The sequence below is a fragment of the Actinomycetospora lutea genome (assembly GCF_028737205.1).
Classification (GTDB): domain Bacteria; phylum Actinomycetota; class Actinomycetes; order Mycobacteriales; family Pseudonocardiaceae; genus Actinomycetospora; species Actinomycetospora lutea.
Genome location: NZ_JAQZAL010000001.1, coordinates 171213 through 195695, shown reverse-complemented (window position 1 = coordinate 195695; position 24483 = coordinate 171213). Strand labels below are relative to the sequence as shown.

18 protein-coding genes are annotated in these 24483 nt (G+C 63.5%); 7 read left to right on the top strand and 11 right to left on the bottom strand.

Translation table 11 applies throughout. The annotated features are described in order from the left end of the window. Positions 1 to 37: 37 nt before the first annotated feature. On the bottom strand, positions 38 to 781 hold the full coding sequence (locus tag PHK61_RS01000; RefSeq protein ID WP_274279094.1) for a PIG-L deacetylase family protein: 744 nt from the start codon (positions 779 to 781) through the stop codon (positions 38 to 40). Positions 782 to 946: 165 nt separating this feature from the next. Between PHK61_RS01000 and PHK61_RS00995 the strand changes: the two genes are divergently transcribed. Further along, positions 947 to 1411, top strand: a complete 465-nt coding sequence (locus tag PHK61_RS00995; RefSeq protein WP_274279093.1) for an ArsI/CadI family heavy metal resistance metalloenzyme — start codon at positions 947 to 949, stop codon at positions 1409 to 1411. A gap of 48 nt (positions 1412 to 1459) precedes the next feature. Here PHK61_RS00995 and PHK61_RS00990 read toward each other — a convergent pair whose 3' ends face one another. Further along, positions 1460 to 2068, bottom strand: coding sequence for a sigma-70 family RNA polymerase sigma factor (locus tag PHK61_RS00990; protein WP_274279092.1), 609 nt, complete (start codon positions 2066 to 2068; stop codon positions 1460 to 1462). Positions 2069 to 2582: 514 nt separating this feature from the next. Further along, entirely contained in the window at positions 2583 to 2921 is a 339-nt protein-coding gene (locus PHK61_RS00985) for an SLOG family protein (RefSeq protein WP_274279091.1), read from the bottom strand. A 603-nt stretch (positions 2922 to 3524) separates the two neighbouring features. Between PHK61_RS00985 and PHK61_RS00980 the strand changes: the two genes are divergently transcribed. Both PHK61_RS00980 and PHK61_RS00975 read left to right on the top strand, forming a co-directional pair. Further along, positions 3525 to 4865, top strand: coding sequence for a hypothetical protein (locus PHK61_RS00980; RefSeq protein WP_274279090.1), 1341 nt, complete (start codon positions 3525 to 3527; stop codon positions 4863 to 4865). Positions 4866 to 4880: 15 nt separating this feature from the next. Continuing rightward, complete coding sequence (locus tag PHK61_RS00975) at positions 4881 to 5741, top strand: zinc-ribbon domain-containing protein (RefSeq protein WP_274279089.1); 861 nt, start codon at positions 4881 to 4883, stop codon at positions 5739 to 5741. A gap of 466 nt (positions 5742 to 6207) precedes the next feature. Here the strand turns inward: PHK61_RS00975 and PHK61_RS00970 are convergent, their stop codons facing one another. From PHK61_RS00970 to PHK61_RS00935, 8 genes are all read right to left on the bottom strand, one after another. Continuing rightward, complete coding sequence (locus PHK61_RS00970) at positions 6208 to 9198, bottom strand: nSTAND1 domain-containing NTPase (RefSeq protein WP_274279088.1); 2991 nt, start codon at positions 9196 to 9198, stop codon at positions 6208 to 6210. A gap of 139 nt (positions 9199 to 9337) precedes the next feature. Further along, entirely contained in the window at positions 9338 to 14290 is a 4953-nt protein-coding gene (locus PHK61_RS00965) for an nSTAND1 domain-containing NTPase (RefSeq protein ID WP_274279087.1), read from the bottom strand. A gap of 241 nt (positions 14291 to 14531) precedes the next feature. Continuing rightward, positions 14532 to 15539 (bottom strand): trypsin-like serine peptidase, encoded by a 1008-nt coding sequence (locus tag PHK61_RS00960; RefSeq protein ID WP_274279086.1) that lies wholly within the window; start codon positions 15537 to 15539, stop codon positions 14532 to 14534. A gap of 631 nt (positions 15540 to 16170) precedes the next feature. Further along, complete coding sequence (locus PHK61_RS00955; protein WP_274279085.1) at positions 16171 to 16767, bottom strand: SLATT domain-containing protein; 597 nt, start codon at positions 16765 to 16767, stop codon at positions 16171 to 16173. A gap of 67 nt (positions 16768 to 16834) precedes the next feature. Next, on the bottom strand, positions 16835 to 18712 hold the full coding sequence (locus tag PHK61_RS00950; RefSeq protein WP_274279084.1) for an RNA-directed DNA polymerase: 1878 nt from the start codon (positions 18710 to 18712) through the stop codon (positions 16835 to 16837). A 298-nt stretch (positions 18713 to 19010) separates the two neighbouring features. Further along, positions 19011 to 19523, bottom strand: coding sequence for a TIGR02391 family protein (locus PHK61_RS00945; protein ID WP_274279083.1), 513 nt, complete (start codon positions 19521 to 19523; stop codon positions 19011 to 19013). Positions 19524 to 19845: 322 nt separating this feature from the next. Continuing rightward, positions 19846 to 20508 carry an HAD family hydrolase gene (locus PHK61_RS00940; RefSeq protein WP_274279082.1) on the bottom strand — a complete coding sequence of 221 codons (663 nt, stop codon included), beginning with the start codon at positions 20506 to 20508 and terminating at the stop codon, positions 19846 to 19848. Positions 20509 to 20510: 2 nt separating this feature from the next. After that, the gene (locus PHK61_RS00935) at positions 20511 to 21773 is read right to left on the bottom strand and encodes an NsdA family TPR-like regulatory protein (RefSeq protein WP_274279081.1); all 1263 of its coding nucleotides are present in this window, start codon (positions 21771 to 21773) and stop codon (positions 20511 to 20513) included. 270 nt (positions 21774 to 22043) lie between these two features. Here PHK61_RS00935 and PHK61_RS00930 point away from each other — a divergent pair, with 270 nt between their 5' ends. Genes PHK61_RS00930 through PHK61_RS00915 form a run of 4 tightly spaced genes read left to right on the top strand, consistent with a single transcriptional unit; the run spans position 22044 to position 24311 of the window. Continuing rightward, positions 22044 to 22448 carry a hypothetical protein gene (locus PHK61_RS00930; protein ID WP_274279080.1) on the top strand — a complete coding sequence of 135 codons (405 nt, stop codon included), beginning with the start codon at positions 22044 to 22046 and terminating at the stop codon, positions 22446 to 22448. Between the two features lies 1 nt (position 22449). Beyond that, a complete protein-coding gene (locus tag PHK61_RS00925; protein WP_274279079.1) occupies positions 22450 to 22815 on the top strand; it encodes a WhiB family transcriptional regulator in 366 nt (121 codons plus the stop codon). Between the two features lie 3 nt (positions 22816 to 22818). Next, positions 22819 to 24072 carry a hypothetical protein gene (locus PHK61_RS00920; protein ID WP_274279078.1) on the top strand — a complete coding sequence of 418 codons (1254 nt, stop codon included), beginning with the start codon at positions 22819 to 22821 and terminating at the stop codon, positions 24070 to 24072. Further along, the gene (locus PHK61_RS00915; RefSeq protein WP_274279077.1) at positions 24069 to 24311 is read left to right on the top strand and encodes a hypothetical protein; all 243 of its coding nucleotides are present in this window, start codon (positions 24069 to 24071) and stop codon (positions 24309 to 24311) included. The genes PHK61_RS00920 and PHK61_RS00915 overlap by 4 nt, the downstream gene beginning before the upstream one ends. Positions 24312 to 24483 lie beyond the last annotated feature (172 nt).

Here is a 24483-nt window from a genome sequence, read left to right as displayed (position 1 = left end):
GGCCTTCGCGCCGGGCGCGGCCTCTGGAGGAAACCGCTCAGACGCCGTGGAGCTGTATCTGGCCGAACGCGACGGCGTGCGGGACGCCGAGGGCCGGTCCGGCCATCGCCGTCATACCACGCACGAACTCCTCGGGATCGAACTCGCGGCCCAGCCCGCGCAGGTACGCCTCGTGGGCGCGCAGGGACGCGATCCCGGGCTCGAGGACGTCGGTGACGTCGACGCCGTGGGTGGCCGTGCTCGCGCCCATCACGTAGACGTGGCGCACGCCGTCCCACGGCGCGTAGCCCTCGTCGAGCAGCTCCGGGAAGATCCACCGGTTGCCGGCGTCGCGGGCGGCGTCGAGGACCGCGACACCGACGGCCCGGTGGTCGGCCTGGTTCAGGATCCGCTGCCCGGGGCCCATCCCGTAGGTCAGCTCGAAGGTCGCGGTGACCAGCACGTGCGGCCGGAACCGGCGAATCTCCCGGGCGATGTCGCGGCGCAGGTCCAGGCCACCCTCGACGACGCCGTCGCGGTGCCCGAGGAAGGTCACGTCGTCGACCCCGACGAGCGCGGCGCTCGCGACCTGCTCCTTCTGCCGCACCGGGCCCGCCTCGGTGGGGTCGAGACCGTCGATCCCGGCCTCGCCGTCGGTGACCATGACGTAGGCGACCGACCGGCCGGCCCGGGTCCAGCGCGCGATCGCGCTGGCCGCGCCGTACTCCAGGTCGTCGGGGTGGGCGACGACGGCCATCGCCCGACTCCAGTCCTCCGGCATGACCTGCAGCTGTTCGTTCATCGCGGCACCTCCGAACGTCCTGTGACGCCGGGACTGACGACGACGCCCGGCGAAGGACGCAGCTGCGTCCTTCGCCCGGTCCTGCCGTCAGTAGCGGGTGACACCACGGCGACGGGGCCCGACGGGGGCGACCCGGCCGGGTGCCGGAGATCAGGGAGACCGACCATGACCACCACCCGCGTCCAGCTCGCGCTCAACGTCACCGACATCGAGGCCGCGACGGCCTTCTACACCGCCATGTTCGGCGTGCCGCCCCACAAGCAGCGCGAGGGCTACGCGAACTTCGCCGTCGAGGACCCGCCCCTGAAGCTGGTGCTGATCGAGAAGCCGGGAAACGGCGAGCACCTCAACCACCTCGGGGTCGAGGCCCAGACCTCCGAGGAGGTCACGGCGGCTCTGACCCGGTTCCGCGGCGCCGGTCTCGAGGCGACGCTGGCCGAGCACGACGTGTGCTGCCACGCCGCACAGGACAAGGTGTTCGTCACCGCTCCGGACACGCCCACCGGCTGGTGGGAGTACTACGCCGTCATCGACGACTCGGCGGCCAATCCCGACGGGGAGTCGACATCGGTGTGTGCGGTCGCGTGCGAGGCGCAGGCCGCCGCGGCCGGCGGCACGTGCTGCACCTGACGGCGCCGGGTCGGGGTCCCGCCGCCGGCGGGGCCCCCGATCCGGGGCTCAGTCACACCGACAGTCGGTCGGCCGGGTGTAGTCCATCGGCGTGCCGTGCGCATCGAGGGTCAGCTCGCAGCACTTGCCGAGCAGCTCCGCCAGCCGGCGCCGGCCGCGCTGCACCCTCGACTTCATCCCCGACACCGACACGCCCTCGCGCCCCGCGGCGTCGACCTGGGTGAGCCCCTCCAGATCGGTCAGCTCCACGGCCCGGCGCTGCTCGGGCGGCAACCCCTCGAGCAGCGGCCGCAGGCACGCCGCCAGCTCCCGCAGCACCGTCGGCTCGTCCTCGGGCCCGACCTCGCCGACGAGCTCGGCGACGTCCTCGGGCAGGGCGCGCTCCCGGGCACGCTCCCGCTCGGCCCGCCGGTACTCGTCGACGATCGCATTGCGGGTGATCCGGTAGACCCACCGCGTCAGGTGCTCGTCGTCCTCGACACGGCCGAGATTGCGGTGGATGCGCAGCACGATCTCGCCGAGGACGTCCTCCGCGCGCTGCGGATCGGCGACCCGCCGGTGCACGAACGCGCGCAGCTGCGCCCCGAACTCCCGCCAGACGTCCTCGCTGGTCCGGCTGCCCGGAGCGGCCGCCGGCTCGTGGGTTGATGCTGTCACGCCGACCCCCGTGGATGGGTGCGGGATGGAGATGGACAGTCCCACAGACGGCGGTCCGGTCGAAAGGACGCAGTACCGCTCCGGAGCTCCGCACCAACCGACGAGCCCGTCCGCCGCCCGGACGCTGCCCCGATCTTGCCCGGACACGAGAAAACCCCTGGCCGATGGCTCTGGTGAGCCTGTGACCAGGGGCTTTGCTGGTGGGCGATACTGGGATCGAACCAGTGACCTCTTCGGTGTGAAGGTCCCCCGGGTTGCCCCCCGCGCGTCACGCAGTGCCCCGGAAGTGCCCTGGAGCTGCGGCTTCGTGCCGAGCCGGCTCGGCATCGTCTGGACCCGTCTACGGGCTGTGTTCGTCGCGTGTTCGTCGTCGGCCCGTCCGCTCGACGGTGCCGGCGTAGGTCTGTCCGCTCGCTCTGGCCTGTCTCATGGCGGCGCCTGACCGGTCGTCCCGAGCCGCGCAGGAACCCGAGGTGTCTCGTCACCTCCGACGGTCGCGCGCGCCTCGGGACGCTCACGTCCATCCGTACGTCGGGACGCCGGCTGCGCGGCTCATCGCCTCGAGCGACTGCGGCCCGGTCAAGCCGCCGAAGGTCAGGCAGACGTCGGCACCCGCCTCGAGCATGCGCCAGTGGCGGCCCGGCACGATGGTCCCCGCCGCCTGGTCCCAGTCGAATTCCCACCGCTCGACCTGCCCGCCCCAGCTCCGCCGCTGCAGGGCCGCGAGCTCCTCGGCGCCCTCCGGGCACGCGCCAGTCACGAGCACGCCGTCGGGCTCATACACCAGCGCCAGCGCTTCCGTCAGCGTCTGCTCGTCGGTCCAAAACCTCGAGCCGGCTACGAGGACTCGCATCCCGGCCACCTCCAACGACGCCCTTGAGATGGGCGGGGCGGCGGTGCGCGCCCCGGGTGGGGTCCGTTCCGGCCCCACCGCGCCTGCGGGCCCTTCGGCCGTCGGAGGCTCGTCAGCAAGGGAGGAAGCAAACGATCTTCAGCGGCCCCTCGTCCTGATCCGCGGCCTGCGTCGTCGGTCTGCCGGTGAAGATGGTTGGCGGCCCTTGCTGGTGAGGGACGGCCGTACAAGCTCGCGTGCCGCCGCCCCGCCCCGCCGTAGGCGGTTCCTCCGGGGTCTTGGCCGCGCGGCCTTGAGCAGCCCTCCGGCCGGTGCGTCGGGCGCGCGAGCTCTCCCCCACGTTCCCCGACGCGGGCTGCTCCTCGTGCTTCTCGCCGTGGTCGTGGTCGCCGCTGCCGTCGCCCCGCCCGGCCCGCGGGCCGGGCGCGCGCCGCGGGTCGAAGACAGGAGCGGAAGCGTGCCCGGCCCGGAAGGGCCGGGCACCGGCGCGCCAGCGCCGGCCCCCACCCCTGGCGGTGATGCACGGTGAGCGCACCGCGCCTTGGGAATGAGGGGTTTAGCTCCCCCACACCCGACACCACCGCCGGGCCCGCTCTGGCCGCGGTGCCGCCCCCGGACGACGCCGACGTGCGGTGGGCGGTGCACCGGGCGATGTGGACCGTGTCCCCGCTGCGCAAGGTCCGCACCTGTCGCCGGTTCCGGTTCGACGCCCAGGCCGAGGAGCTGCCGCTGCGCGGGTTGGAGACCGACGACCGCGGCTCCCTCGACGTGGGCGTCGGCGGCCTCCAGACCTGCGCGACCTGGCACTCGTGCCTGTGCTGCGGCGCGAAGATCGCCGTCGGCCGCGCCCGCGACCTCGCGCACGCGTTCTCGGTGTGGGAAGCGCTCGGCGGCACCGTCGTGCTCGCGACGTTCTCCGCGCGCCACCACCTCGGGCACTCGCTACGCACCCTCGTGCAGGCGCAGCGCACCGCCTGGAAGCACGTGACCAGTGACCGGCCGTGGCGCCGGCTCAAGGAACGGCTCGGGGTGCGGTTCGTGCTGCGCGCCTTCGAGTGCACCGTCGGCGACGAGGCCGGCTGGCACCCACACATGCACGTGTTCCTGCTCTGCGACCCCCGCGAATGGACCACCAGAAAGGTCCCGTGGGGCACCGAAGGCCGCACCCGCACCGCGCTCGACCAGCCCATCGGCGACCCGATCGGCATCACCGCGCCCTACGCGGAAACCGTGCTCGCCGAGAGCTGGCAGCGCTGGTGCGAGGGCCTGGCCGAACACGGCCTCGACGCCATCAGCTACATCCTCCGCAGCGGACAGCAGGAATCCGCCGGGTTCGACGTCAAGGTCATGGACACCGGCCCCGAGACCAGCAACACCGACATGGCCCGCTACCCGTTCAAGATGGCTCTCGAAGCCGTCGGGTCGGTGTTCAAGCACGGCCGCGACGAACCCGGCCGCCGCCACCGCACCCCCGTCGAGGTCATGGAGACCTGCGCCGTCGCCATAGCTGAAGGCGACCACCAAGCCGCCGACGCCGACGCCCGCCTGATCAGCGAATGGTCGCGCACGGCGACCGAGATGCGGTTCCGGCAGTGCCAATGGCCACCGCTGATGCGCGGCTGGTTCGCCGAGAAAGCCCGCGAGCTCGGGATCCCCGGCCCGCTGCTCGAGGACGAAGCGACCGAACAGGAACTCGCCGACGCCGACGACCTCGGCACCGAGACCATCGCCTACATCTCCGCGGCCGACTACGGCAACGTCGTGGCCTACGAGCTCGACACCCTCAAGGCCGCCGGCCGCGTCGGTGGGATGCCCGCCATCGTCGCCTGGTTCGACCACCGCGGCCTGGCCATCGACCTCACCGACCACGGCACCCGGCTGCACCACAAGCGCGCGGGCGCCGACCCACCATCACCGCCCGTCCCCCACCCGCTCGCGGCCTGAAGGAGGACCTGACCCATGCCTCGAAGCCTCGACCCCAGCCGCACCCTCGCAGCCCGATTCCCGGCCCTCGCCGCTCAATGGCACCCGGACCGGAACGGCGCAGGGCCAGGGCGGTGCACCCCGGACACGATCCCGGCCACCTCGCCGGCCACCGTGTGGTGGCGCTGCGCCGAGGGCCACGAGTGGCAAGACAAGGTCGCCACCCGCACCGGAATGCCCAAGTGGAAGAACAGCGACGTCGCCGCCTGCCCCGAGTGCGTGCACTCCCCCACGCGGCTCGTCGCCCACACCTACATCGGCTGCGGTCACACCCGGACCGTCCAACGGAAGAACGCCGAGAAGAACCAGCAGAACTGCTGGGACTGCGGCAGCGACCCCCACCCCGCCAAGGATGCCGCCCGCCGCGAACGGAAGAGAGCCTCCGCCCTCGCGAGCTACTACCGTCGCAAGGAACGCGGCAGGCCCCTCACCGAGGAGGAACGCGCTGCACAGCGTGCCCTCGTCGGCTTCCTGAACGGAGCGGCCATCGTGGTATCCGACGGAGGCGTCACGTGGTGGCGGAACGAAGTTGGCACCGCCGCCTTCGCGGCCACGACCACCGAGACCTTATCGACCTGGCTCACAACGCTCCGCGTGCAGCACTCGATTGCGCTTCGAAAGGATTCTCGAGGTCCACGCGCCATGTGTACTGGTGTACACATCGATATCTCCAGCCTCGGCGATCTCAAACGGTGGACCCCCGCTTTTCTATCCGGTCACAGCCATCACCTTCGCGAACGTAAGACCGCGATCCACGATGGGTCGAACGAACGCACCACCGGCTGCGGACCGCACAAAGGGGCGGACGGATTTGACCATCGTCAAGACTCGTGCTAGCGACAGCGAGCTTTCGGATGATTATACCGAAGGTGGTCGGGAACCCCACGGGACAGGAGCGCAAGACCGTGAAGAGGTGCGCTGTATCGATGCTACGGGCTATCGCGAGCTCCACGCACAAAGGCTTAAAAATTAGGTCGCGTCACGCACCGATGAATCGAGGGATCGCGTAGACGGGTGTCCGGAATCACCGACGCCGCCGTGGCCCGTAGACGCGGCACCGGGTCCCGGGATGTTGACGATTTCCGCACCTTCGCATCCACGTCTGGCACCGATGGGTTTCTCCCTTTGAAGACGCCGTACTGGTTATCGTCCCATCGCCTCCGCACCAATGCGGTGCGCTGTCTATTAGCGAAACGTCGAGATCGTTACCTGCGACGACGGGCGCAGGCGACCACCAACCTAGCGCGTTTCACGCGTCAACAGGCCGCAGCCTGCCCAGAGTCGGGGGGCGCAGCAGACGGCATCAGAGGGGTCTCGCATCTAACTGCCAATCTCTCCGCCAAACTCTAGACTCTGGGCGCAGAGCGTCGAGAGCCGCGTGGGCCGCATCACTTACACGCTTGCCGACGTCTATCACATACCAACTTCCACGCGCGTCATCACGCGCGAGTGACCGAAGGAATGGGACGCACTCAATCAGCCTGAGATTCTTCACTGCAAGACATGCATAATACCGAACGGCTGGGCTGTCATCTTGGAGACCGCGCACGAGAATTGATGGCCTTATGTGGGTGCGCCAGGTTGCCCCGATCCGTGACTCATCGTACAGCCACAATGCCATCAGCACAGTAAGGCGAACCTTATCCGATTCGTGGGAGGAAAGTCCTCGAAGGATTGGCAGCGACCTTGGTCCGCCTCTTGCCAACGCGTGAGCGACTGAGTCCGGTCGGTACCTTTCAAGCGCGGCAACCACTTGATCGGCGGATAGGAGCTTCTGCTTGACCCGCTGTCGGTCAGGCCTCTCAGCGGGCATACCGCCACCTGAAATTCGCCGAAGGCCCTCGACGAGCCACGCACAACTATAGCGTTTCATTTCCAGGGGCTTCGCTCGAATAAGAGAGGCGAACGGAGCCAGCAGCTCATCACCGCCAATCCGAGCGTGATCCAAACCTTCCAAAATAAGGGAGAGCCTGCGCGCAGAATCGATGGTTACCGGATGCCCGTTGACATCCGCGATCGTTTCGATGTTCGCAGCAAGGTAGATGGACAGTTCCACAGACGCAGCTGCAGCGACACCAAGCTGGGCAGCGCGAGTCATCGCTGGCTGAGTTCCCCACAATGCTGCCATCAAGTACGGATACGCCTGTGCTTCACGACAGGCCCCAAGACCGCGGACAGCGGCGGCTGCTACCTGAACTGAACGACCCGATGTACGTGGAATGAGGGCTTGTACAACACCCTTGCCACCAATCTCGCCAAGCGCGAAACATGCGAGCTCTTCCGATCGCTCATCCTCAGCCTTCTCAAGCATCTCGATCAAGACTGGCCGCGCTGACGAGAGTCCCAGGCCGCCCACCATGTACAACGCTGCGCGTCGAATATCACGATCCGCTGCCGATAAGGCTGAAATGATCACAGAGCTGCCTAGCGACGCTATGGCTTCCGCCGCCTCGAATCGTTGATTGTCCGGACGCGAAGCGATGAAACGAAGGAGGGACCACGAGATGCGCATTTGGGCGGGCTGAGGAAGTCTCCGAATTGCCTCGACCCAGACTCCATGAGGCCGAGAATACCGCACACAGCTCAAAAGGAGCAGCGTTCCGACGTCTTCGTCAACCTTAATATTCTGGGCATGCTTCTCATACCTTTCAAGCCGATCGATACCCAGCCGCAGCGAATCGAACGTAGTCCAAGCACGCAAATCGGCAGAGATAAGCTCCTGCGCTTCTCGGCGACTAATTTCAGCGGGCGACATCCACAGCCAAATCTCATGCGTCAAGTACTCGTGCGCCAACTCGTAGCGTACGCCGGACCGGCTCGAGACTGGACGCAGTAGCCTGGCGTTGGTCGTAAGATAGCCAGCCAGCTTCTCCGATAACGTGTATGGCAACGCTGACCGTTCTGAGAGTTCCTCCAAGCTCAGGACGTCCTTCGTACCTTCTGACGTGACCAAGGACTTGAGAAGTTCGACTACAGCCGCACGGTCCGTGCCCAATTTCTCGAGCTCATTATTGAGAAAATCTCGAAGGATACCCTTAGTCTCGCCAAGTCGCCGATAGTCCTCAACCCCAACTGAATCGGATTCCCGCGAGGAGAATAGCCTGTGGCAGACGATCTGAAGCTGTGGTGAGGCGACGCGGACCGTCCCGATATCAGCCGCGATCTTGGCTTCGAGGTCAGCATCTAGATGAACCCCAAACGCCTCAAATGGCCTCCGGATAGCCTCGAGCGCTTGCTCCTTCGCAAGCGCGCCGACGTAGAATGAGTTCTGCAGGATTCCTGGCAGCTGCCTCGCAAAGTCGGCCAAGTTTGCCAGATAGTCTTCCCGGATTCCAACCACGAAACGTACTCGGCTTCGCGGAAAGGCGATCGCTTCAATCATTAGGGCGAAGAGATCATCTCGCATCGTATTTTCGAAGCGAGTGAAAAGCTCCTCGGCTTGATCGAACACGACAACAGGTAGGGAATCCGTGCCGTCAACGACGCTCCACATCTCGCGTCTCTGCAGCGTGTTCGATGGCCGTTGACAAGTGATACCCAACTCACGCTCAAATGCGTCCAGCAACTCTGCAATTGGATCTTCCACGAGTCGAACATATAGACCCCGATAGGGGTGAAGGTGATTGATATGGGCGATCAGTCCAGCGTTAAGGAGGGACGTCTTCCCAGCACCCGAAGGCCCGGTCACAATCACCAGCCTGTTCGATGTAACCATCCGTACGAGAGAACGGGTCTCCTCGCCTCGTGCGTAGAAAATGGAGGCATCCTCGATATCGTAATAGTCCAGAAGCTTGAAGGGTTGGGCGGCAATTTGGTCAGTCACATCCGGCATCCACTCGCGGACCGAGTGCGATCGGACATTGAGCTCCTCAGTGCATGTTCGGAGGAACGCCTCGTCCGTCATACTTATGATAGTAAGCCCGAGATCCTGCCACTGATGAGCTACTTCTTCTCCGACACGGTCTGCAACAATCCAGCCCGAAGGTTTAAAATAGCGATGTGGACGTAGTCTCGCGACGAGATCCTGTAACGCGCCCGAACCAGGGTCGACACCAAGAAGGAGCAGAGGGAAACGAGCGGCATAGCTGCTCATAGTCTCCCAGAGAACAGGCTGTTGCTCTTCCACACGGAGCCACGCGTCCTCCCAGGTAGGAGTATCGCCGGCCTCTCCGGCCGAGAGGACATATTTCGTGTTTGCAGGTTCCCTCGTGTAGAAGCCGCCCGCCAAACGCCAGGCGGGGTCCGATGCAGCCAGTGCCGAGTGCAACGCCTTCGGGTGGCGGTAGGCAATCACTGCTGGCAAGTCGCTTGACAAGAGAAGGCGAACAAATGCGTGTCGGCGCGACACAGCGTGCCCACCGGACTCACCGTCCAATGAGGAATCAACCAGTGGTAGAAGCCTGCCGTCGGCGAGCCGATCCTGCAGCGCTTTATCAATCAAGGTATTCCCGCGCAAAGTTCCTCCACTCTTCGTTCGAGATATCAAGATCGGCATCGCGTTGCTCGTGGTCACCCCACGCTTGCACGTCTGCATCGAAGCGAGGCAATTCAGGAACTTGAGACTCGATGTCGTCTGTCGTGTGAGCTGCCAGCGACTGGAGCTCGAGATCATCGAGATAACCTATAAGCTCCTCGACATCTTCGAGAAGCCGACTATTTAGATCCACACCGAGCCATTCCTCGATCTCCTCGAGTTCGTCCTCGGTCGGCTCACTTCTCCAGGCGCTCGCAGTATTGTTTGACGGAAGAATATCCCAGCCGGATAGAATGACTTCGTTTAGACGGTAAGTGAGTGTAGGCCCGAAGTTAAACTCTTCAATCGCGCGTTCCACGCTGAATCTCATATTCGGCGGCATTTCGCGAAATTCGGGAAGCTTTACGGACCAGCTGAGCGCGCCCGCAAATAGCCTAGCGCCAGCGAGGTCACGGCTGAGCCAACGATCGATGTAGTGGCGCCCGCCCGATAGGCTCGCTAACCTAGCCAGAATGAAACGGCCTAGGCTGTTCAACGAAGGTAGCTGGCGTTGGTCGCTGTCGAGCAGGTTGCCAAGCAGCGCCCCGCAAATCGCGATGGCCTGGCTGGGATGAGCGGTCGCGACCGCGTCTTGGACGAAGACCGCCTCTCGATCCGTGAGCAATCGGTCGCCGGTCATCGGGCGCCGGCCTTTGCTTGCTAATGCACGAAGGGCAGGACCGAAGATGGTCGGGTTGCGCGGCCCCAGGCCGTCGGCGAGAAACTCGGAAACCACCCGGATCGCGTCAGCACGTCGGATGTCTATCGAGAACTTGCTGACGAAGCAGGCAATACAGTCTGATGCTGCGTCCGCCGACAGAATCTGACGGTCTATATGCTCAAGAATAAGACGCAGTCCTAGTCGCCGAGAAGGAACTTTTGGGCTCGACGACTGAGCAGCGTAGCGAGCGAGTAAGAGAAGGGAGTCAGGGAGCGCAGAATCTGCAAGGCTTCGGAGCGCTATTCCTCCGCTCGCGACCCGCTCCAAAATTGAGGTCTGATGTTCTGTCGTAAGCCTTAAAAAGCGAAGAAGCCTGACGAGTATCTGGGCATCACCGGTCTGGATCGCTTCGCTGATTAGTGCAAGTTGGGTATCTGGAAGATCGCTAGCGTCATACTCCGGGAGTGCTTCGCTCACAGCGGAACGCAGCACAGCCTCGAACTGATGCGGATCGGACGCTACAGGACGGACCCAGAGCGATTCGACCTGCTGTCGTTCTGATAGTTGAGCTATTCGGTCCAGGATCGCGGTGGGAATCGAACCGGTTACGCAGAACGAACTAGCCACCAGGCTGAGTGCGTCTTCGCCCATGTCGAGTTCGTCCAGCACGGCCTCAATAAGAGAAAGACGATCGGTAGAAATTACGTGACTGGGATCGCGTCTCGCGAGAACAACATCTTGATCGATGATATCTTGTACGATTCTCAAGTTGTGGTCAGATGCATCAAGCCACTCTAGGACGGCGGAGACAAGTGACTCGTGCGCTAGCTCATAGCGAACCTGGTCGAGTTGCACTTCGCGGACCAAGCGGAACTCATGAATAAGCTCTAGAAGAGCTATCGAAACAGACTCGAGCGGTAGGCCACTTCTCCCGGCGATTTGCTCATCCGTTAGGAGAAATTTCGTGTCGCGGCTGGTTACCATTGCGGCGAGGACGCTTCTGATTTGTGAGATACTCGAGCCTGAGAGGCCCTCCAATGCGTGGTCGACATGGTTTCGGAGGATTGTCGAGGCGCGCCCCAAGCGGTGATACGTAGAGGCGTCGAACTTTGCGAGATGCGTCGATTCCTGCTGGATTCTATGGCAGACAATTTGAAGGTGGACAGGCAGGATTCTGTCAGGCGAGAGGTCTTCCAGCATCGCTCTTAGAAATCCTGGCTCGCACTCCCAACCCATTGCGGTTGCTGTCTGCCTAACAACGGCAGAGGCGTCTGCGTGGTCAAAGTCGGCCAACCGATAGACGGAGGCTAATGTCGACTTGCTGCTTGTGCGGTCGCCTGCGAGTTCATGAAGAAAGTCCTCGCGCGCGACAAAGAGGAACCGAGCTGGTAAACAGTTCAGTGCAAGTAGATCGTCGATCGCTGCGAGAAATCTCCTGGTTTCTTCCTTCCCGCCCTTGACAAAGGCCTCTTCGAGTTGGTCTATGATGAACAGAATAGGGCTGGAGAGCCCAGCGAGTCGGTTCTTAAGCCGCTCGAAGGACGGGTCCGCGCTAATTGAGTAGCCCGATCCGAGGTCCAGCATCTCTATTAGGGCGCGTTCCAGCATTTGCAGAGGATCGGCTGTGCTACGGAGGTACTTGACGCGCATGTGTGTTTGACTGTGCAATAGAGGCTGCAAGCCTGCTAAGACCAGGGAGGTCTTTCCGGCCCCAGACCGACCGCAAAGCACTGATATCTTGCTCGGGGATGAGAGAACGACCTGGAGCAAAGCCTCGCAGTCCTGCTCACGGGCGAAGAAGACGCTTCGATCGTCCTCGGTAAAGTGATCAAGGTATCGAAAGCCGGTGTGCTTCGGAAATGTGTCAACCCACGTGCGCAGCCGTAGGGGACGCCGGCCCGCGATTGCCTCTTGTAGCCCGAGTAGCAGTTCCTCAGGCGAAGCATCAATTACAGTAAATTCGCCGGGTAACACCGGCGAGCAGTCAGAAGGGTTGGAGGCAACAAATATCTTGCCGTCAAGCGGCGTCCGATGCCTAAGAATGTCATGAAGGAGTCGCCGGATAGTCCAGTCCGTCGCCAGTTTGCAACCGAGTAAGAGAATCGGGGCCATGGCTAGGCGCACCCGAAATCCTTGGTTAAGTCGGTTGTAACGTTCACGGAGATCATCCCGGTCGTCCTGGTTTAGGATGAGCCCCTTCCCAAAGAGTACGCTACCGCCGAAGAGATATAGGTCTCGCTTTCCGACGCCTAGCTCGGACTGGCGTAGATCATCACCTAGCGTTACGGCTCGATATGAATAGAGTGCCTGCTCCAGTTGTGCATCCGGGTGTAGGCTTACTACGGTAGTAAAGGGAAGCTTGGGAATGGTTTCATATGATTTGCTGGAAGGCCTCGATTCGGATCGCAGGTAGTTGAGAAGCGCGATGCGTTTCAACTCGCGGTCTGGAATTCGCGATAGATGTTGGTGTACATACCTGTCAACGGCAGTTCGCCCCAAGTTTGTTGCCGAATCTAGAACGTCGCCGACTATAAGGATAGCGTCTCCAGCGAGGACCTCCCTGGCAAGCAGGTCAATCTTTTCGTTTGTGGACGTGTGGCCGTTGCCCCCATGAGGCTCAGACGTGTTGTGTCTCCAGCCCAGTTCGCGCACGCTCGGCAAGACCTCAAGTACGCTTGCAACCGGGACGGCCCAGCCAACAGTATCGAGTTGATCTCTTCCGGTAGAAGTTACTATGCCGCACACGCCATTCCTGTCCAGATTGAATAGCGGTGCACCGCTAAAGTCTTCGGTAGACTTTTCTCCGTGGAACGTCAGCAGGAGGGTACCGCCGAATTCGGTTGGGCCTTCAATCGTCGCCCTGAAGTGCTTCCCTTTAGGATGGCCGCCTGGGAATCCGAAGGCGAGCGTCCGATCGCCGATAGCTGGAGATCGATCGAACCTGAGCCAGTGTTGCGACGGCTCGCTTGCTTCGAGGACGGCGACGTCAAGTTCTTTCGGGACGAAGGTCACACGCGCCGGGAACTCTCGCCCGCCGAGGGATACTTTGTATGGGGCACCGACGGTCGAGTCGGTCAGCGAATGCTTTGTCGTCAGAATGGTTGATGGCGCGATAAGGAATCCTGTACGATGTTGCTCCCCGCCCTCGCGGGATAGACCGACGACGCACCGTTGGAGCTCTTCGGGGGAGGTTATCCGAATCGCTTCACCTCTGCGAACCGATCCTGTGCCGCTGCCTGTGTCCAGTAACGGCGCACATGGGCCAGCCATGATCGACTGTGCGATCTTGGATACCGGCACCGCTTGGTTCGTCCCAGTGGTTGAGTAGTGATGGACCGCGACCAGTCGACCGACAGCGTCGATGACGGGCGAACCCGATGAACCGAGCAACGTATTGGCTCGGTATCTGATCCGGGTCCCGTTGTCATTGCACTGTGGCGCCTGCCGGATATAGGAGATCGCCTGGAACTCGCCCAACGGATGTTGCACAATGAACAGCAACGGGGCCTGGTCAAACGCGTAAGGTTCGGGACGCAGGGTGTAGTGCCCGCGAGGCAAGGGGTCTTCGGGCGCGTCCGGCACGCGACTCGCTAGCCGGAGCAGCGCGAAGTCGAGACGGTTGCTTGGGGCTTCCCAGTCCAAGACATCCCCGTTCGCCTCGGACTCGGTTGGCAGACTTCCGCATAGAAACTCGCTGACGCTGACCCGTGTGCCGGTTTCCGCTGGACTGCGTCCGGACCTCGAGAGATAGTCGAATACGGCGACGACTTCGATTGGCTCGGACGGCGGCCAGTGCCTGGAGTCAAGTACATGCGCCGCAGTGAGAAGTAGGTCTGGCCCGACGAGTATGCCGGTACCGCGTGGTCGGCCGTGTACCTCGATCATAGCGATACGCCGAGTCGCGCTCATAATCGCTTGCGCATAGGCCTTGGGATCACCTAGGCCGGACGGCGGCGAGGTGATCGCTTCGAGGCTGCCTACCGGTGTGGCGGGCAGTACGGGTGCGGCCGCGCGGATGTGATCTCCGAAGCTATCTTGGTTTTCCGACAACGAATCCAGCCCGTGGCGAAGCGCACGCTTGGCGTCTACAATAGAGGAGCTGTCACCGAGCAGGCCGTAGATGGAAGAGTGGAACGTTCTGCTCTTGGGATGATTGAGAATCTCCGCGATGAGGTCGGGAATCCGCCTTGCGTCGGCAGTCCGCTGGAGCACCCATAGCCATGCGTCCCGAATCGGCGCGGTCCCGTCTGGCGCAGCACTCCAGTCCAAACTGACTGCTCGCGCGAATACCTCAATGTCGGTACGGTGTCCGAGTGCCGCTGTCAAAAGGTCCAACATCCGGCCGTGCCGACCGTGCGTCCAATTCGCGGCCTCGTCCTCCCACCAGGGAGTTACCGCGCTAGCCGCGCTTACCTGACGCTCGGCACTGTTGGGATCACGCTGGTGGCGCCCTTTAGGTGCCATGATCATCTACGATCTGGGACAGAACAGGAGCCTGTACGGCGTTATTGCCCTCGCCCTCAATGCCGCCGAAATGGAGCGCCGCTGCCTTTCCCGTGCTCAGTTCAAGAAGGACCGACCCGGAGTTGCCGCCAAGGGTGGTCGCGTCGTGGTACGCAAGGCCGTCCCTGGTGATTGCTGTCAGCCGACCGGGCGCCAATCGCTTCACATTATAGATGCCATCGAAGATGCGCTGTTGGTCACCGAGGTCGTTGCGGCTGTCCTGCGCTGGGTAGCCGATGATGGCGACCCAGGCGCCCACCCCGACGAGCCGCAGCTCATCCTCGCTCATCAGGCTGATGGGCGGCGGCGGCAACTCGTCGTCCTCTCCCCGATCAGCAATCCGCAGGAGTGCCACGTCGAAAGAGGTATCGGGCTCGATCCAGAGCACCTCTTTGACACGGAACCGCGACACCGCCGACCGGAGGTACTCCCGCCGCCAGTCAATGACGGCTTGAACGACGCTGCCGTTGACGCTCCTCCGGAAGAGAAAGAGGTTCTGGTGAGCCCGCGCAAACTCCTCAGCGACGTGGCGATTCGTCACAGCGATAGTTGGGCCGACCATCCAGGCCGTGCCTAGCCAGCTCAGCCGGTGATTCCGCACGTCGATGCGGCCCGTGCTGGGTATGGCCGCCTCGATCAGCGTTCGTGAGGCATGGAGTCGGCGTGCGACTTCGACGCTGTTTGGTATGCTATCCGGAACAGCTGTGAATGTCGATTCTCGGATTAGGTAGACGGGACGGGTGAATCGCTTAATTATCGCTTCCAGCCCGCTGTCACGGGACCTCCATGTCCCCTCGGACATGCTCGCCGCCGCCTCGGCGGCCTGCTCCCTTGTTGGCCCGCCGTCAAGAGCCTCGAGGCCGCTGCGCTCCGTCGATATGCTCGACGCCAGCTCCTCAAACCGGTCCAGGAACTCATTGAGTAGGCCCGGCTCCGAGAACAGCTGCCGATAGTCCATGGCGGAACCGTAGCTGCTCTGCCGGGAGGGGTCAGCCCTTCGGCGTGACTGGTCTGGCAGCCCGATCGCGACTCGGGGCGACCAGCCATGACTTTCCAGATCATCATCGCCCGCGTCAACGCCATGGTTCTCAGCCCACGCGGGATCGCGAAGACCCACTGTCGACAGAGCGCAAGATCGTCGCAGCCCCGACGCCCACCATGCCGGCCGACTGCTGGTCGAGCTCGTCAAGCCGGTCCGGGTCCTGATGCTGAGGTCGACGGGGTCACCGTCCTCCAGCGACCCCCACCCCACCAGGACGCCACCCGCCGCGAACGCGAAGGAGCCTCATCTGAATGCAAGTGAGACCATCGCGCGTCTGCGCGATAACACGAGCTACCACCACCGCAAGGAACGCGGCAGGCTCCTCCCCGAGGAGGAACGTGCCGCACAGCGTGCCCTCGTCGGCTTCCTCAAGGGGCCGCCGTCGAGGTATCTCCGAGTCCGTCGGCCCCGCCCAGGGTGCACGGGCTGCGTGCACCGGGGTGCATCTGAACAGGGTCCACCTCGGGCGGCTCGAGCGGTGGGCACCGAACACCGTAAGCCGAGGGATGCACATTTTGGCGACCGAGCAACACCGATTGAACCCTTCCTAAAGACCTCCTACAAACCAAACTGCGAAGGGGACTAGTAGAGCGCCAGGCACGACGAACAAGCTGTAGGCCCAGCCGAGAGAAGGCTGCTTCCCTTTCTCCATGCGTGCATGGTCCCCATCTGTGTGGTTCTCCGATGACTCGATGAGGTTGTAATACTCGCGTTGAAGCCTTTTGAATTCGGCGCTCCGCTGAGGCTCCGCCAGGAATCCGTGGCGGAGATTCTCTGCCTCCACGGACAACCTCTGGAGCTGCTTATAGGTGGTTTCCATCGCTTTGGCCCTTGTTCCATAGCTAGAACTCGCAACGACCAAGGAGGCGACGAGAGACAGGATCGCTAGCGCAACCATAAGCGCATCTCCCCCCGATCCGTACATATTCCGATCCGCCAACATTCCCACAGACCCGATCGTCGTGGATGTCGAGAACGCGACTAGCAAGTTATTCGTGAACTGATTGAGCCAGTGTAGGCGGCCGTAGGCGAATAGCCGATGCTTGTAGGTCTTGAACGATCGATCTTCAAGCTTCTTTATGAGAATCTCGACCGGCTCTTGGCCGGAACTTTCACCTAGTTGTTCTGCGTCAATCGCTACCACTGAAGCGCCCCCGTTGAAACTCAGATTGACTGATTAAGACCCAATTGCAAGTGGCACGGACTCGGACCTACGGACGCCATCGTTCCACTAAGACCTCTAGTCTCTCGTCTCGTAACCGAGCCAAGTTCTTGCGTAGAGCTCGGAGCGTTTTCGGAGCCAGTTCCGCCAGATCATTTGGCGCAACTCGACCGAGGATGTCGAGGAGTGGAATCGAACGAGGCAGAACAGTGAATCGCTGTGGCGCTAGCTGGAGCCTAGCGCGAGTCAGCTTGAGAGCTGAGAGGATAGCTTCCTTTTCTCCACCCTCTAGACTTCTCAGATACTCGGCAGTGAGCGTCGTCTCCCAGTCGAGACCGGGCCGCACCGCAATCCACTCCGTAATGGGCACGACTCCTTGCGCCGCAACTAGAGGAAGAGCGTGCGCCCTAATCGGAGACACAGAGCTAAGATCGGCCGGGAGCGCGTCAATCAACGCCTGTCTTGAGTCCCAATCGGAGAACTTCCACGATGCAATCAGCCAAGCGGCAGCCATCCTTTCCGAACTGAGATCGCCTGGACTCAACGAGGCGAGACGACTGAACTCGTCACGGCAGAGGCGAGACACCTCCGCCCAAAGGTCCTCGTCGTAAGCATTTGGACAGGTCGCTATAACCTCCGCTGCGAGAATACTGATATCTGCATACAGCATTCCGTAACGTTTACTGAGCTCTAAGAGATCGTAAAGAGTGTTGATTGTCAACGGCCAAGACCGCACAAATTCCAGAATTTTGGGCGCCGTACCCGGGTCATTCTCTATGTCTTCGAACCAGTAGCACCACCAGTCGTCCATACCAATCTCACGATGCACGGTGTAGAAGCGCCCTGTGACTCGACTCCAACGACGTGGTCTCGGGTCCATAAGCCGATGGCGGTCTGAGCTGGATCGGACGCTCTCCCACTGCTCTTCGGTCGTCCACTTGTTGTACGGTGCTCGACGCGGTGTCTGCTTCTCGAGATCACTGCTAATTCGGTCGATCTCCGCCTGCGAGTCAACCATGAACTCGTGGAGATACTGATCTTTGGTTAGAATCTGCGTCTTGGATGGGTTCGGGTAGAGCCCGATAGTCTCGAGAGAGCGCTGTAACCGAGCGATAGCGACTTGACCGTCGGACACCGTGGGTACGGTCATGAGAATATCGTCCATATACCTCATGTACCGGCCCATTTCCCCCTCGGGGCGGAACTCGGCGTCGACATGCGCGAGTAGGCTATGGGCGATTGGTTGCGATGAGTCCAGCTGCTCTTGAGGTAACCCCATGAGCGAGCTTTCCGAATAGTCATTTCTGGGCATGACGCCATCTATCAACTGCACGCAAAGACGAACCACTTCTTTCTCGAGCCCGGCCCTTGCGTGCAGGTGTTCACGTATCGCGTCCAGCCTAATGGAAGCGTAGAAGTTGGCGACATCGGACTCAACGAAGTATTCAACGGTGTCGTCATCGACCATCTCAAGGAGGCTCCCTTGCCGTGCGAGCCAGAAGCGAAACCAATCAAAACTGTCGCCGTTATCGTCAACTAAGGGGCTATCCGCGTCGCCTTCTTTCGAATTGTGAAAGCCGACCCACTTTTCAGCGTCTGAGGTTAGGCCCGTGCGTGCGCTCCAAGTGATTGCTTTATACACGAGAGCGTCGCGCGTTGATAGGAAGCACAGAGGCCGAGAGAGGCCCTTGTTCTTCGCTCCTCGAACCAGCTCAGCGCGTTGTGGGGTGTATTGCCCGAGCTTCAGGTCACGGGCGAGCCCGTTCACGAGAGTCTCTAGACCCCAGTCGTACGCGGCATAATGCAATGGATCGGGGCAGAGGTTGAAGTTGTTGAGCGTCATTGACTGAAGTCCAGGACGAACTTCTCCGTGCCACAAGAACTTTAGAAGCTTGACATCAGCGATGTCCGCGATCGAAGTCGGCACCGCGGCACCGTACCCGATCAAGGCCGGGTTGCTTCGACTCGGGTTCGATTCCGGTCTAGGCAGGAAGCCTCGCCAATGACCAGCCTCCAAACAGGTGATGTGCTTGAGCTTGCCCCGTCACACGAGTCGAGTAGCGCCCTGCGGCTTTGTAGGTGGGCGGCCTGGTCAAGCTGCCCCTGGTCCAGGCCCTGAGCGAAGATCGCTGGAAGTAGCGGCACGCCGCGAGAGGACGTTCTTGAGAGAGATCTCGTGGCCCGCTGACCGTCTGGAGTGGACCTTTAACCGCGCCGTTAAACCGTTACACGTTGGCGCGGTCCAGCCGGCGATGGAGCATTGAGGCCAAAGTGAGTACGTCGACTGCTTCGTCTTCGTCAGTCGCCCACAACACTTTCGGAGCGTGCGCTGTCGGGTTTCGATAGGCAGAGAAGAGGCCCTTCATCAACAGACCCAGACCCGCCTGTTCCGACCTTTCCGTTTCGGTCTCGAAATTATTGAATCGCAATATCGGGCCCGACGAAGCCGAACACGTCGCGTCGACCAGCGCGGCGCCATCGCTCGTCGCGCCCGTCCGTTGCCTCAATTTCTCCGCGACGCTTTTTGAAGCCTCCAGCACCGCGTGGAAATAGTTGTTCTGCAATAGCTCAGGGCGACAGAAGTGGAGGACATCTTGATGGACCCCTCGCCCCCGAAGCTGTGCTGCAACTCGGTTGGCGCGCTGCTGCGCGTCAGCCAGCGTGCTAGACGCACCGACCCGGCCGACTTTCCCGTCGTTCCTTACTTCTAGCGCGGAGAGGAGCAGACGCTCGTTCACCGAGCCTCTCACGGACTCGAACTCAGCAACCGAAGCGAAACGGACCGGCGCCATGATCTCTGTGACTAGACGAACGAGAGGACGTCCATCGCCTTGCCGATTCTGAGCACTTACGACCGCGTTGTTGAGCCGCTTCCATTTGGTGCCGCCGGGCACATCTGGCACGTCAAGTCGACCCAGTGGTGCTATGAGATTCGGAATCTGCGGACCCGTAACTCCGTCAGCGAGGGCGCGACAGACCATCTCAATGGCGCCAGCCGAAAAAGCGGGAACACTCGAAGACACTATTGGCCGCCTCTGACACAGTCCCTCGTACGCGGAGCTAGCGGTGCTGCTTCCTTCCATGGTCGACGACCACGTCCAGGACTTCCGTGAGACTTGTGACGCGGAAGTCGGGTACTACACCGGTCGTCGCCTCGTCGAGGATCATGCCCCAAGGCCCGCGTTGAATCAAGGCGGTGTGCAGGCCTGCGCTCTGAGCGGGTGCAATATCGTTGTCCAACCGATCACCGACGTAGAGGATGCTAGTTGCCCCGTGCCCGGACACGGCGATTAACTTCTCGAAGAACGCCGTTTCCGGCTTCGAAACTCCCCAGTCGTCGGACGTGGCAATTATGTCAGCGGACAGGTTTAGCTCTCTGATAAATCTTCCAGCCCTTTCGGTTTGATTTCCCGCAATTCCGACGAAGTATCCCGCCTCACGCAGGGATTCCAAGCTCGGCCGGACGTCGTTGTACAGATCGTGAGCATTGAGATACTCCCCGAGCCCTGAGTCGATCCGCTCCTGGCGTGCCTTCTGAAGGTCGAAGCCAGGTCGGAAGTGCTGGAAGACCTCGCGGTAGTCACCGCCCCGTGCAATCACAGCCCCGAAGACAGCCGAGAAGGTATGCCGTGGGACGCCGAGCCAATCCGCCCACGTGCCGTACTCGCGAGTCTCGTCGATGAGGGCTTCGCCGACGTCGAACCAGACGGCGCGGATGGTCACTCCTAGGCCTCCTCGAGTTGCAGACTGCCCAGTCGCTCGGAGAACACCCGCACGGCGCGCGTCGAGCTGTGCGGGGAGACGAGGTCGTGGAACTCCCGCAGGCGGCCAACACCCGTGGCGTAGCCGGCGCGCTGGAGCTCGTCCGCCGCGTTCACGGCAACCGAGCAGGCCTGCTCGAGGTCGCCCGCGTGGTAGTGCACCGTCGCGAGATCGGCCAGGAAGACCGAGCGCTGCTTGATGGCCGACAGGGGTAGGTCCAGCGCCTCGGTGAGCTCGGAGGCCGCAGCGTCGTAGCAGCCGGCTTGCAGGTTGGCGTAGCCGGCGAAGCCAGCGAGGCGATTCACGTCGTAGTAGTCGAACCACCGGAGGTCGGCGTTAATGGACGACCGCGAATAGGCGATCTTCGCCGCGTCGATCGCACGGAGCGCTGACGAGTGGTCTCCGGCGTGTGAGTGGAATTCCGACTCGATCGCGTAAGCCCAGGACTTCAGCGGTCCGTGAGGATCGAGGTCAATCTGCTGTCGCGCACCTTCGAGGTATTGCAGCGCAGACGTCATGCTGTGCTCAGCCGCGGGGATGAAGGCCATGTGCCCCAGGGCGGCCGCCGCCTGGTGCTTGTCGCCGGCTTCGGAAGCGGCTTCGACAGACAGGTTGTAGTAGCCCCGCGCGGACATGGCGTCGTCGAAGTCGAAGAACGACAGCCGGCCGGCCAGGAGTGCAACACGCGCACGGTTCGCCAAGAGCTTGGTGCGTGCGAGGTGGTCCTTCGTCCCTCGTAGGGCATCCGAGACCGCGTCCAGGTGCGCAAGCACCGGCCGGATGAGGGCGCTCGGGCTGGCCGAGTGGTAGAGGGCCTGGTAGCGGTCCGCGAGGTCGTCCAAGTCACGGACCGAGCCCCTGACCCCCGGCGAACCGGGCCCAGCCAGCCGCGACACGGCCGGCGCGACAGGGGCCAGGCCCAGGAGCTTGACCAGGGTTCGGCGGCGCATCAGCTCGTCCCTCCACACGTCCGCCATGCGGCTCTCGAGGATCGTTGCTGCTGGCCCGAGCTGCTCGAGGAGGGCATCGGTCTCACTGATGACTCCTGCGAGGTCGGCGTCGGGCTCGTCGGAGGCGACCATAGAGGAGGCAGCCGGAGCCGGCGCAGCGATGGAGAGGCCGAGTGCCGTGGCGTCGGTCTCGAACAGCACGCACAATAGGTCACGGTAATACGCGCTGACGCCTTTCTCGCCGCGTTCCCACTTCGACACCATGTCGGCGTTCACGGCCGCGGACCTGTCGCGGTACTTGTGGTGAGCCAAAACCTGGAGCTGTTCGGCAACGAAGCGCTGTGTCCAATGACGACGGCGACGAGCGTCCCTCAGTACGCACTGGGCGTTAGTTGCAGACATTCCGCCATCACCGCCGCGTCGGATCGCTGTTGCGCGGTACTATTCTAGACGACGCACTCCGCGGATGGGGACTAGTTTCGGGACTAGTTCGGGACTGGCGTATCGGACTACGGGGTCGTGTCGATTCGGGCCAACCCTGAAGACATGTTCGAGTTCAACGCACCCATCGACACCAACCAGCTGCAGGCCATCGCCACCGGCCACGCACAGACCATGGAGCGCTGGGAGGACACGCCGCAGGGCCGGCGCTCCTCGGGCCAGCCCCTCATCGACGAGGCCACCGGCGCGCCGGTGCGCATCTACGACGTCATGCTCCCGACCGGCCGCGACGGTCGCCACGAGCTCCACGGCGTCCGCATCACGTCGCACGAGGCCCCCGAGCTCACGCCGTACTCGCCGGTGGAGCTGCCCGGCCTGCGGGCGAAGGTTCGCCAGGCGCGCAACGGCGCCAAGGGCGTCGACGTCTCGTTCTCGGCCGACGGCATCGCGCCGGCCGCCGGCTCGGTCCCGCGCCCGTCACGACGCCAGGCCGAATCTGAGGCGGCCTGAGATGGGCTGGCAGCAGCACGCGGCGTGCCGAGACACCGTCCCTGACCTGTTCTTCCCGGCCACGGACGACTTCACCTCGCCGGAGGCAGCGCGTCAGCTCCTCGCGGCCGGCGGGGTCTGCAACCGCTGCCCGGTCCGCCGGGAGTGCCTCACCTATGCCGTGGAGTCCGGCGAAGCGCACGGCATCTGGGCCGGGCACACACCGGCCGACCTGCGCGCGATCCGCCGCCAGCGCGCGGCCGGCGTCCCGGACCCCGTGGTCGACGCCGACCCGATGTGTCCGGGGTGCTCGCTGCTGTTCGCCCTGCCCGCCATCGACGGTCAGCTGTGCCCGGCGTGCGCTGAGCGCCAGGAGAAGGGGGCCTGAGTCATGTCCGAGCTCCATCACCTCCGACCGGTCCGGCCCTCCAACCACCGCACCGCCGGCGGCCCTGGCTTCCTCGGCCGGCATCGCGCACGGCGCGCGCAGCGCGAGTACGAGGCCTCGATCCTGACTTTCGCGTCGGCAGTAAAGGGTGAGTTCCGCGCCGCGTGCGAGGGCCTGCACATCTGCCACTACGTCTCGGTCGCGGCCGGGCTCACCGTCCGCACGCCCCGGGTGGGCGAGGTCCGACCCGGACCACCCCTGTCGTTCACGGTCGAGCTGCTGCCCGGCCAGGAGCCCGGCGATTTCACCGCCAGGGAGAACGGCCCCCGTCTGGCGCACTCGCTCGGCGGGCACGGACTACGCGTCGAGCCCGTCGCCGGCCGATGGGTGCGACTCGTGGTCCTCGCTCACGACCCGCTGGCGGACGGATTCGGACTTCCCTCCCTCACGGTCGCGGCCGGCGCGGAGTCGGTCATCCTCGGTCGGACCGAAGGCGGGATCACGCTCGGCCACGCCATCGCCGATCCCGCCCACCTCGCCGTGCAGGGGCAGAACGGCTCGGGCAAGTCTGCGTTCTGCTACGGCCTGCTGTCCCAGCTCGTTGCGGCGCCCGACGTGCTGATCGCCGGCTCCGACATCACCGGTCTCCTGCTCGGCCGCGCCTTCGACGACACCGCACACCGTCCTCACCAAGTCGTCGGCACGAGCGATCTCGCCGCTCATGCCGTCCTGCTCGAGGACCTCGTCGCGGAGATGGATCGCCGCCTCGAGCACATCCCGCCGCGCCAGGACAAGATCGAGCCAACACCGGCCACGCCCACCGTCCTCGTCGTGCTCGAGGAGGTGCCGGGCCTGCTCCGGGCCGCGGACGGCCTGCCCAAGCCCAAGCGTGGCGACGGCATCCCGGTCGGCGACCGCATCCGTACTGCGATCCTGCGGCTCCTGAGCGAGGGACGGAAGGCCGCGTTCCGAGCGCTCATGCTGGCCCAGCGCTTCGAGGCCACGGCCGTCGGCGGCGGCTACGCCCGCGATCAGTTCGCGCTGCGGCTCTCGTTCCGCGTCCCCGCGGACTCGCTCGCGATGCTCCACGGCGACGACGCCCGGCGCCTCGGCCAGGAGCACGCCATCGCCGACCCCGGCATCGCGTACCTCTCCGGGCTCGGGCGCGACTGCGAGCGCATCCGCGTGCCCTACCTCGGTGACTACGGCGAGTACGTCGACCGCGTCCAGAGCTTCGGACGGCGGGTGCCTCGATGAACCTCCTCGCCATCGTCGTCATCGTCGCGCTCGTCACCGCGCTGCTGATCAAGAGTCGCCGCGCCGCGCCGGCGCTCGTGTCCGGGGTCGTGACCCTTGTCCTGCTCTTCGCCGCGTTCCCCACGCTCGGCCCGGCGGTGTCGAGCTCAGCCGGGGAGTTCGCCCGCCAGCTCGGCGCCGCCACCGATCGCGCCGCCGACGTCCCTGCCGCCGCGGAGACGGGAGGCGAACAGCCGTGAGTGCCGAGACCATGCGCCGCCGCCTCGACGACGCCTCCGAGGGCGTCCGTGCCGCCAACCACGTCCGCCTCGACGAGACCACGACCGCCGGTCACGCCTACGACGTCGTCGGCACCCTCGACGAGCTCGTGCACCGCATCCCTCACGTCGTGGAGCACCTCGCCGGCGCTCT